Origin of the sequence: Rhodococcus sp. NPDC127593 (genome assembly GCF_042671975.1) — a bacterium.
Lineage (GTDB): Bacteria > Actinomycetota > Actinomycetes > Mycobacteriales > Mycobacteriaceae > Rhodococcus_F.
This window is the reverse complement of record NZ_JBHXWI010000094.1, coordinates 19,834-29,402: the sequence shown is the minus strand read 5'-3', so window position 1 is coordinate 29,402 and position 9,569 is coordinate 19,834. Positions and strand designations below refer to the sequence as shown.

Annotated in this window: 9 protein-coding genes; 4 read left to right on the top strand and 5 right to left on the bottom strand. The window is 65.1% G+C overall.

Annotation, left to right across the window (positions count from 1 at the left end):
* Positions 1-96 precede the first annotated feature (96 nt).
* The 5 genes from ACFVJ3_RS45465 to ACFVJ3_RS45445 are packed head-to-tail and all read right to left on the bottom strand — an operon-like array spanning position 97 to position 4,216.
* On the bottom strand, positions 97-1,275 hold the full coding sequence (locus tag ACFVJ3_RS45465; protein ID WP_378458319.1) for a mandelate racemase/muconate lactonizing enzyme family protein: 1,179 nt from the start codon (positions 1,273-1,275) through the stop codon (positions 97-99).
* Positions 1,272-1,775 carry a nuclear transport factor 2 family protein gene (locus tag ACFVJ3_RS45460; protein WP_378458318.1) on the bottom strand — a complete coding sequence of 168 codons (504 nt, stop codon included), beginning with the start codon at positions 1,773-1,775 and terminating at the stop codon, positions 1,272-1,274. The genes ACFVJ3_RS45465 and ACFVJ3_RS45460 overlap by 4 nt, the downstream gene beginning before the upstream one ends.
* Positions 1,772-2,548 carry a hypothetical protein gene (locus tag ACFVJ3_RS45455; RefSeq protein ID WP_378458317.1) on the bottom strand — a complete coding sequence of 259 codons (777 nt, stop codon included), beginning with the start codon at positions 2,546-2,548 and terminating at the stop codon, positions 1,772-1,774. The genes ACFVJ3_RS45460 and ACFVJ3_RS45455 overlap by 4 nt, the downstream gene beginning before the upstream one ends.
* A 58-nt stretch (positions 2,549-2,606) precedes the next feature.
* Complete coding sequence (locus tag ACFVJ3_RS45450; protein WP_378458316.1) at positions 2,607-3,305, bottom strand: SDR family NAD(P)-dependent oxidoreductase; 699 nt, start codon at positions 3,303-3,305, stop codon at positions 2,607-2,609.
* Positions 3,305-4,216: an SDR family NAD(P)-dependent oxidoreductase gene (locus ACFVJ3_RS45445; protein ID WP_378458315.1), complete on the bottom strand. Its 912-nt coding sequence runs from the start codon at positions 4,214-4,216 to the stop codon at positions 3,305-3,307. Before ACFVJ3_RS45445 ends, ACFVJ3_RS45450 begins: the two co-directional genes overlap by 1 nt.
* A gap of 296 nt (positions 4,217-4,512) precedes the next feature.
* Between ACFVJ3_RS45445 and ACFVJ3_RS45440 the strand changes: the two genes are divergently transcribed.
* From ACFVJ3_RS45440 to ACFVJ3_RS45425, 4 genes are all read left to right on the top strand, one after another.
* The gene (locus tag ACFVJ3_RS45440; RefSeq protein ID WP_378458314.1) at positions 4,513-5,892 is read left to right on the top strand and encodes an MFS transporter; all 1,380 of its coding nucleotides are present in this window, start codon (positions 4,513-4,515) and stop codon (positions 5,890-5,892) included.
* Complete coding sequence (locus tag ACFVJ3_RS45435; RefSeq protein WP_378458313.1) at positions 5,889-6,758, top strand: fumarylacetoacetate hydrolase family protein; 870 nt, start codon at positions 5,889-5,891, stop codon at positions 6,756-6,758. Before ACFVJ3_RS45440 ends, ACFVJ3_RS45435 begins: the two co-directional genes overlap by 4 nt.
* Before the next feature lie 40 nt (positions 6,759-6,798).
* Entirely contained in the window at positions 6,799-7,608 is an 810-nt protein-coding gene (locus ACFVJ3_RS45430) for an IclR family transcriptional regulator (protein ID WP_378458312.1), read from the top strand.
* A 657-nt stretch (positions 7,609-8,265) separates the two neighbouring features.
* Positions 8,266-9,561 carry an enolase C-terminal domain-like protein gene (locus ACFVJ3_RS45425; RefSeq protein ID WP_378458311.1) on the top strand — a complete coding sequence of 432 codons (1,296 nt, stop codon included), beginning with the start codon at positions 8,266-8,268 and terminating at the stop codon, positions 9,559-9,561.
* Positions 9,562-9,569: the final 8 nt, after the last annotated feature.

The following is a 9,569-nucleotide window of genomic DNA, read 5'->3' as shown; positions in this document are numbered from 1 at the left end:
CCCCACACGGTCAGGTAGCCAGAACAACCACAACCGAAAACCACGAACCCCCAGCTCAACCGGGGGTTCGCTCGTTCTCATAGCAGTAACTTCGGTCTAGCGTTGACTGATGCGGGCATCGACGCGATAGTCGTCGAGCGCTGTCTTGCGAATGAAGTCTTCGTTGACTTCGACACCGAGGCCGGGCCCGCCCGGCACGGCGACTCGTCCGTCGAGGGTTCGGATGGGTTCGGTGAGGACGCCCTCGCGCAGGGGGTTGTGACCTCGGTCGAACTCGAGGTAGTGCACGGGGGCGCCGGTCCGACCGAACGGTGCGTTCGGCAGGGTCGACAGCAGTTGCAGCGTCGCGGCCTGTGACAACCCCGTCCCCCAGCAGTGCGGTGAGACGCGAAGGTTCCATGCGGTCGCGTTCTGTGCGATCGCCTTGGCCTCGGTGAAGCCGCCGCATTTGGTGACATCCGGTTGCACGATGTCCACTCGGCGCTGCGCGATGACATCCCGGAACCCGAAGCGCGTGTACAGCGATTCACCTGCGGCGATCGGAACCCCGAGGCGGCGCACGAGTTCCCAGCCGGTGTGATCGTCCGGTGGCAGCGGCTCCTCGACCCAGTACAGGTCGAGGTCGACGATGCCCGCCAGCGACCGTGTCACGACATCGACGGTGGCATTGGCGTTGTAGTCCACCATGACAGTGCCCTTGTCGCCGAGGACCTCACGGGTGATCCGGGCTCGCTCCCGGTCCTCGGCCAGCCCCGATCCGATCTTGACCTTCGCGGCGGTGAAGCCCTCGGCGGCGACCTGCTGAATCTGGTCGCGGAACAGTCCCGGATCCCTTGTGGCAGTCATGTATCCGGTGGATGCGTAGGCGGGGACACTGTCGCGGACGACCCCGCCGAGCAGCCGGCCCACCGGAACACCGAAGGCCCGGGCCTGTGCATCCCACAGGGCGATGTCGAGTCCGGAGAGGGCGGCGACGTGCAGACCGCCGGAGGTGAACTGGTACCCGGCCGAGAGCGCATCGAGCAGGAACGATTCACGGGCGTCGACCGGGCGCCCGACGAGGGTGCGGGCGTAGGCGTCCAGGTGCGGCGCGGTCAGCCTGGGCGGGCCGAAGCTCTCCCCCCACCCGACGACCCCGTCGGAGGTAGTGATTTTCACGATCGTGCACACCCGCGCCGGCAGCAGCACCTTCGAGGCGCCGTAGCCACCGTCGGGCAGCACGGCCTCGAGGGGGAAGGTCTCGACCCGGTCGACCGTCGGGCGGTCGGGGCTCATCGGGCGGCGTACTCGGCGTCGGGATGCGGCCGCTCGACCGGGCATTGCAGGTGATAGCCCTGCGCTGCGTAGTCGTAACCCTGCAGTTCCACCTTCTCACGGCCGTCCGGTGCCGAGGCGTAGAAGGCGCGGATCTCGGTGATCAGACCGGTTTCGGGGTCGAACTTGTACCATTCGTCGCCGCGGAGGAATCCGCCCGGACGCGTCTTGTAGTGGGTCCATTCGATCACGGCCTGCAGGGATTCGGGTTCTGCGATCAACCGGTCGATCGTCCAGGCCGATCCGATGGTGAGGGTCAGTCGTCGCCAGTTCTCGGCGATGGTGCGGTTTCCTACCCAGGGTCCGTCCAGGCCGGGTGGGAAGTAGTGCACCGCCTCGGGTGCGAACGTGGCGGCCATCTTTTCCACGTCTGCCTCGTTGCAGCCGTCGAAGTATGTCCGGATGGTCGATTCCATCTGCTTGCGCTGGATGTCGCGGTCCAGGTGGGTGAAGGCGGTCACCGCAGTACTCCATCCGTGGCGATCTGTCTGTTCGACGCGGCGTTCTGGGCGGCCTTCCACTGCCGGTATTCGCCCTTGGTCTTTTCGCTCGGTGGGTAGAGTCCGCCGAGCAGCGGCTCGCCCTGACGTGCGCGGGTGTGCAGATAGGCCTCGAGTTCTTCCTGTTCGAGGGCTTCGTCGACGATTTCGGGGGCAAGGTGGCGGGGGATGACGATGACGCCGTCGCGGTCGCCGACGAGGAGATCGCCCGGGTAGACGGCGACGCCGGCGCAGCCGATCGGCACCTGCAAGTCTGCGACGTGGAAGTTCGACAGCCTGGAGGTGGAGGTTATGGCCCGGCTGTAGGTCGGGATCGGAATGTCCTTGATGACGTAGCCGTCGCGGAACGCGCCGTCGGTGATGACGGCGGCGGCCTTCTTGTGCATTGCACGGGTGACGAGCATGTCGCCCGCCGACGCGGCATTGATGTCACTGCGGCTGTCGATGACCAGCACCTGACCTTTCTCGAGTGCTTCCACGCCCTTCCACTGAAGGTTGTCGGCGCCATAGAGACCTTCGAGGGTGTCGATGTCTTCGCGGGCGGGGATGAAGCGCATCGTGCACGCTTCGCCGACGAACCCGTCTATGTCCGGGTTCAGGGGGCTCACCCCCACCAAGTACTGCTGACGCAGCCCGACGGCGAACAACCGGGTCGCCAGGGTGGCGGTACTGATTCTGCGGTACTTGTCGAGCATCGCGGGGTCGAGTCGCTCAGGGTTTCGATCACTGGTCACGGGTCGTGCCTTTCTCGAGATTGGTTCGGAGGGAAGGGGAATGGTCGTAGTGGTGGATTCACGGGTGTCCGCGCCCGTGGAGCCGGTGTCGACCACGTGCCCGGATGCGTTTCTGCAGCAAATCGAGTGCCATGGCGGTAGTCAGCTGTGGGTCGGTGTTCGCCCCCGCTCGTACTGCGTTGACACAGATGTTGTTACGCATCAGATCGTCTGCGACACCGCGGGTGAAGGCACCGACGATTGCCCGCAGGAAATGGTGCGCGTGGTCCGATCGCGCCGCTTCGTTCTCGCCGAACACGGTCACCACAGCGCCGCGTCGGCGGGCCTGCTTCAGCGTGCGAGCCACTCTGTGGCTGATCAGGTGGAGAACGAGGAGATTGTCTTGGGTGAATCGTCGCCAGTCCTGTGAGCGCACTTCCAGGAATGGGCGAGTGGCGGATTCCGGTCCGGGTAACGACGCGTTGTTTACGAGCAGGTCGATCGGGCCGCGTTCTTCGATCCGGTTGAACGCCTGATCGACTTCGGATTCGACGGTCAGGTCCGACCCCACGGCCAGAGCACTGCCACCGTCGTCGGTGATGGTCTGCACCGTCTCGTCCACGTGTGCGGGTGAGTAGCCCTGGACGGCAACGGTGATGCCGTCTCGGGCCAACGCACACGCGATGTCCCGGCTCAACACGGATTCGGCGCCGGTAACCAGCGCGGTCTTTCGTTGGACCGCCCGCGGCTGCACAGGAGTACGCAGATCGACCGACATCAGTGATGCGCCAGATCGTTCTGCAAGCGCGGCGGGAAGTTCGTCAACGTCGACGGACTTGCGACCACGCCAGGTTCGACCTGGGGTGCGCGTGCCTGCACCGACATGCCCCCGTCGACGTTGAAGACCTGTCCGGTGACGTACGCGGATTCTTTCGACGTCAGGTACAGCACGGCACTGGCCACATCGTCGATCGATCCAGGACGACCCATCGGGATCTGGCTGCTTCGCACGTCGTCGACGCTGTCGGCGGCGTCCCAGTTCATCTGTTCGCTGTCGACGGCGATCGATCCGGGCCGGACACAGTTGGAACGAATCCCCCAGGGCGCCAGGTCCACCGCGACGGCCCGAGTGAACGATTCCATCGCGCCCTTCACCGAGTCGTAGGGGATGTGTTGGCGGTGCGCTCGGGCGGCTCCGTGGGAGCTGATATTGACGATGGTTCCTTGCCGTCCGGCCGACGCCAGGCTCCGCGCGGCGCGCTGAGCGCAGGCGAAGAACATGGTGGTGTTCGCGGCGACGAATCGCTGCCAATCGGCCGGATCCACCGAGAGGAACGGCTCGAAACTGGTTTCCCCGACCCTGGCGTACGCGTTGTTGACGAGAGCATCGACAAGACCCAGATGCCGCTCCACCTCGTCGAAGACCTGGTCGACGCCCTCGATGGACGACAGGTCGCCGACCGCAGCGAAGGCGCGACCACCGGCGGCGACGATGGCTTCAGCAACCCGCGTGGCAGAGGCCAGGTTGATGTCGGCCACCGCCACCGCCGCGCCTTCGGAGGCGAACCGTCTGGCAATGGCTTCGCCGATGTTGTGGCCGGCACCGGAGACCAAGGCGACCCGTCCCGCGAGTTGCCCATAGCCGGTATCGGATGTCGGAGCTCGCCATCCCGGTTGCTTCCTGGTCACTTGATCCTCGCTTCCACCCCCACCGGGGTGTCCTGCTGGTTAGTACCTCGTCCTAGTGGTTGAGGTCGGAATTGTGGTGTAGACCACTATGCGCTAATGTTTCCACCATCCAAGTCCCATTCAATACGATAGCCTCCCATTGATTGGGACGCAAGGCAGAGGTTACACCCACCGAGAGCGGCACAGACCACAGACTGCGCATCTTCTCTCGGCTGTCGGCCAGACACACCGAGAGCACAGCGCGGATCCACCGCCCCTCTCGCCCTATCCATTTCGTTACGCTGGGAGGCGAAACCATGACGACACATTCCACGGAGGCCCCGACGCAGGGGCAGCCCCGGCAGAAGAATTTCCGCAAGACGATCCTGGTCATGCTCACCGCCGCAATGGTGATCAATTACATGGACCGTTCGGCACTCGCCGTCGCAATGCCCTTCATCACCGAGGACTTCCACCTCACCGATGTCGAGAAGGGCCTGATCTTCAGTAGCTTCTCGGTCGGATACGCACTGTTCAACTTCCTCGGCGGAGTCCTCTCCGACAAGTTCGGCGCGAAGAAGGTCTTCGTCTGGGCAATGGTGTTCTGGTCCGTGATGTGCGGACTGACGGCAGGGGCGTTCAACTTCTGGACCCTCTTGATCGCCCGCGCCCTGTTCGGTATCGGTGAAGGCCCCATCTCCACGACCGCCAACAAGATGGTCAACAACTGGTTCCCGCTACGGGAGCGAGCTCGATCCGTCGGCATCAACCAGGCCGGCGGCCCGCTCGGCGGCGCACTGTCCGGTCCGGTCGTCGGGTTCCTGGCCCTGACATTCGGTTGGCGAGTCGCCTTCATCCTCATCGCCCTGATCGGCCTGACCTGGGCGCTGATCTGGCGTCTGGTCGCCACCGACAATCCCCGCGACAACAAGCGCGTCAGCGACCGTGAGATCGCCGAAATCGACGAAACCGACGCCGTCGAGGAAACCGCCGTCGAACAGACCGCCACAGGTGAGAAGCCGTCAATGTGGAAGGCCATTCTCCAGCCGGCGATCCTTGCGACCGCCCTGTCGTTGTTCTGCTACAACTACATCCTGTTCTTCTTCCTGACCTGGTTCCCGGTCTACCTCGTCGACGCCCAGGGTGTGAGCCTGCGCGACATGTCCATCGTCACCGCAATTCCGTGGATCATCGGCGCCGCCGGATACCTCGGCGGCGGCTACCTGATCGACTACATCTTCACCCACACCGGCAAGCAGTTCTTCTCCCGCAAGGTCGTCCTCGTCACCTGCTTGATCACCAGCGCCCTCTGCGTCGGAGTGACCAGCACGGCGAGCACCGCGACCAGCGCTGTCATTCTCATGACCATCGCTGTCGGATTCCTGATGCTCGCGGCCCCCGCATACTGGACCCTCATCCAGGACGCCGCACCGAAGGAATACGTCGGCAGCGCCGGCGGTCTCATGCACGGCCTGGCGAACATCTCCGGAATCATCGCACCGACGGTGACCGGGTTCATCGTCGCTACCAGCAGCTACAGTGGCGCCTTCGTCCTGGCAGGGGCCCTCGGTGTCCTCGGTGCCATGATCGTGTGGATCTTCGTCCGCCACCAGAAGGCCCACGGTGTGGACGTCCCCGTCGCGCAGAACCCCTCCGGCATCGCATCCGGAAACTCGAGCACAGGTGCCACCAAATGAGGTACGCGACAATCGAACACGACGGCCGCCCCCTCCTGGCACGGCAGCGAGGAGCGGGGTGGCAGACCCCGTCGGCCGCGGACGCATCGATCCTCGATGTCATCCGTGATGCGTCCGCCGTCGAGTTCGACGGCCCGACCCTCGAGGCACAGCATGCACGGGTCGTCATGCCCTACCGTCCGCCCACCATCTTCGGCATCGGGCTGAACTACCACGACACGGTGCGCGAGATGAACTGGGACATCCCCACCACGCCGTACCTGTTCCCGAAACTGTCGTCGAGCTCCACCGGCCCATCCGAGGTGATCGTGGTCGACGAGACGGTCACCACCCGCGCCGACTGGGAAGGCGAACTCGCCGTCATCATCGGTGCCAGCTGTCGCAATGTTGCGCCCGAGAGCGCTCTCGACGTCGTGTTCGGCTACACTGCCGCCAACGACATCTCCGCGCGCGATCTCCAAGCCGAGGACGGGCAATGGGTCCGGGGCAAAGGCCTGGACACCTTCTGCCCACTCGGACCGGTGGTCGTCACCAAGGACGAGATACCCGATCCGCAGAACCTCCGAATCCGAACCTGGCTCAACGGAGGCGTCGTGCAGGACGGGAACACCGCGGACATGATCTTTCCCATCGCGGACCTGGTCAGCTACTGCTCGAGGTACTTCACCCTCTCCCCCGGCGATGTCATCTTGACCGGAACCCCTGCCGGGTGCGGCGACTTCCGCACACCCCGGTTGGCCCTGCACCCGGGCGATACGGTGGACGTGGAGGTCGAGTCCATCGGCCGACTGTCGAACCCCGTCGTCGCCCCGACACCGGGGCAGCTGAGCCTCCACACACCAGCAGATTCCCTGTATTCTCGTTGAGTGGGATGCTATCCCTTTCAATGAGTTGAAGGAGTGCGTGATGGGTCTGGACGTGGTCGCCGTACCGACAGAAACTGCCACCCCACTGCTAGGCCCTGGAGCAGGCGCTCTCGACCGGGGTCTGGCCATCCTCTCGCACCTGTCTCGGGTTCGCTCCTGCACCACGCCGGAGCTTGCCGACGCGTTGGGGCTGAGCCGTAGCACGACCTATCGATTGGTCGAACGCCTCCGCGACAGCGGATGGCTCGTCGACGACCAGTCAGGGCATCTGCGGCTCGGCCCCGCCGCCGCCCGCCTGGCCTCGGCTGCCGTCGCGTCCACCAACCTCAAGGACGTCGCGGTACCCGCGTTGCACGAACTCCTCACCGCCACACAGGAAACCGTGAGCCTGGCGGTGCCGAACGAACTGACCATGGTGTTCGTCCACCGCGAACGCGGCCCCCGCCCGGTGGGCGTCTCCGCCGAACTCGGGACATCCCGCCCGCTTCACTGCACCTCCGTCGGCCGGGCATACCTCGCAGCCCTGCCGAGCGAGCAGTGCGAGAACGTACTCGACGCGCTCGTCCGCTCGCCTCTGTCCCCGGTGGAAGAATCCAGCATCGGCTCGCTGCGCGAGGAGATCGCACGAACTCGGCAGCGCGGATGGTCCCAAGATTTACGGGAATTCGATCAGTCGAGCTGCTGCTGCGGGGCGGCCATCTTTGATCACACCGGCCAGCCGATCGCCGCAATCAGCGTGGCCGGAGTAGCCGAACGAATGGAGGGATCGCTGGGCGACATCGGCCCGCTCGTCCAGAAGTCAGCGGCCACAATCTCTGCTTCCCTCGGGTACGTCGAGCCCCTCGAATAGAACCGACGAAACCGACTGTCGCAGTTCGGTTTGGAGCCCGGCGAGGCGGGAGCAGGATGGGCGTGACAACACGAGAAAAGGAACGACCGTCAGCACACCCGGTTGGCGCAGCGGCGGGATCGGCAGCCGCCGCGTGGAACCTTTCCGCCGTTCGGCCATCCTCGACGGCGACGCGGGCGGCACCATCTGCAGAACCGGAGTGTCGCACTCGCATTCTTAGAAGGACCACCGCCGCATTGTCGGGTCCTGCGGTCTCAACCTCGGTGTCGAGTCTCGTGTGACGACATCGAGGAGGTTCCTCCGGCTGGTCACATGGCGGGATTCACCCGCGGCGGTGCCGCCCGTGGAGTTGTGGGACGGCACCTCGGCCGTTCCCGGGCGAATTGACGGACGACTGACCCTCCCGAAAAACGAGTGACCACCCTCCTCGGCGAGCGGTACGCGCACGACGCGCACCGCTCGTCGTGCTGCGCTATTTTCCCTGGTAGAGGGCAGGAGCCCTTTCCGTGAAGTGTCATTTGGGGCTTGTCTTGTGCCCTGAATCACTGCTAAGTTGAGACACAGACCCACTGAATGAGACACGGCCTCATTTATTAAGACAGCACGTTTGGCGGATCATCCGCCTGTACCGACTGAAGACGAGAGGTCACCGAGACCATGACCGCAGCCCCCGCCATTACCGACGTCCGCCTCACCCCGATCCTCATCGCGGACGCACCGCTCCTGAACGTCGCCGGCGTCCACCAGCCCTACGCCTCGCGTCTGATCGTCGAGATCGTCACCGACTCCGGCGTGACCGGTCTCGGTGAGACCTACGGTGACGCCGCCTACCTGGAGCTGGCCGGCAAGCTCGCTCAGCAGCTGATCGGCCACCGCGTCGACCAGATCAACGCGATCCTGCAGATCGGCCGCCACCCGGTGAACAACCGCGTCGTCGATCCCAACCCGGACGCGAGCGGCTACCGCGGCCTGCTCACCACCGAGAAGCAGCGCCTGAGTGTGATCTCCGCCTTCGAGGGCGCGACGCTGGATGCGTGGGGCAAGGTGCTCGGCGTGCCGGTCTACGACCTGCTCGGCGGCAAGGTCCGTGACCGCGTCGAGTACAGCGGCTACATGTTCTACAAGTGGGGCGCACACCCCGACTGGTACGACGACGCGCCGACCGACGAGTGGGGCGAGGTCGTCGACCCGGACGGTGTCGTGGCGTTGGGCCGGAAGTTCTTCGAGCACGGCGGCTTCCGCTCCTTCAAGCTCAAGGGCGGCGCGTTCCCCGCACCGGAGGAGGCCGAGGCAATCAAGGCGCTCCGCCAGGCTTTCCCGGAGCACCCGCTGCGCCTGGACCCCAACGGGGCATGGTCGCTCGACACCGCGCTCGCGGTGGCCGAGGACCTCACCGGCGTCGTCGAGTACCTCGAAGATCCCACCTTCAGACTCGAGGACATGGCCGAGGTACACCGCCGCACCGGCATGACGCTGGCGACGAACATGATCGTCACCGCCACCGAGGAGATCGCTCCGGCCTTCGCCGCAGACGCCGTCCAGGTCGTGCTCTCCGACCACCACTTCTGGGGCGGGCTGCTGGCCACCCGCGACCTCGCCGCGGTGTGCCGGGCGCACGGTAAGGCGGTGTCGATGCACTCGAACACCCACCTCGGCATCTCGCTCGCCACCATGACCCACGTCGCGGCCACCGTCCCCGACCTCGAATACGCGTGCGACACCCACTACCCGTGGCAGGCGGCGCACGACATCATCACCGAACCGTTCACGTTCACCGACGGCTGCGTCGAACTCACCGACAAGCCCGGACTCGGTATCGAACTCGACCGCGACAAACTCGCCCAGCAGCACGAGCGCTTCCAGAAGATGCCCCAGTTCCGCGACCGGGACGACATCGGCGCGATGCGCATGGTGCACCCCGATTACCAGCGGCCCACCATGCCCAAGTTCTAGAGGGACAT

What these genes read in the sequence shown, in the direction of transcription:
- ACFVJ3_RS45440 (WP_378458314.1), top strand. Translation starts at nt 4,513, where the DNA reads ATGACGACACATTCCACGGAGGCCCCGACGCAGGGGCAGCCCCGGCAG.
- ACFVJ3_RS45465 (WP_378458319.1), bottom strand. Translation starts at nt 1,275, where the DNA reads ATGAGCCCCGACCGCCCGACGGTCGACCGGGTCGAGACCTTCCCCCTC.
- ACFVJ3_RS45435 (WP_378458313.1), top strand. Translation starts at nt 5,889, where the DNA reads ATGAGGTACGCGACAATCGAACACGACGGCCGCCCCCTCCTGGCACGG.
- ACFVJ3_RS45450 (WP_378458316.1), bottom strand. Translation starts at nt 3,305, where the DNA reads ATGTCGGTCGATCTGCGTACTCCTGTGCAGCCGCGGGCGGTCCAACGA.
- ACFVJ3_RS45425 (WP_378458311.1), top strand. Translation starts at nt 8,266, where the DNA reads ATGACCGCAGCCCCCGCCATTACCGACGTCCGCCTCACCCCGATCCTC.
- ACFVJ3_RS45430 (WP_378458312.1), top strand. Translation starts at nt 6,799, where the DNA reads ATGGGTCTGGACGTGGTCGCCGTACCGACAGAAACTGCCACCCCACTG.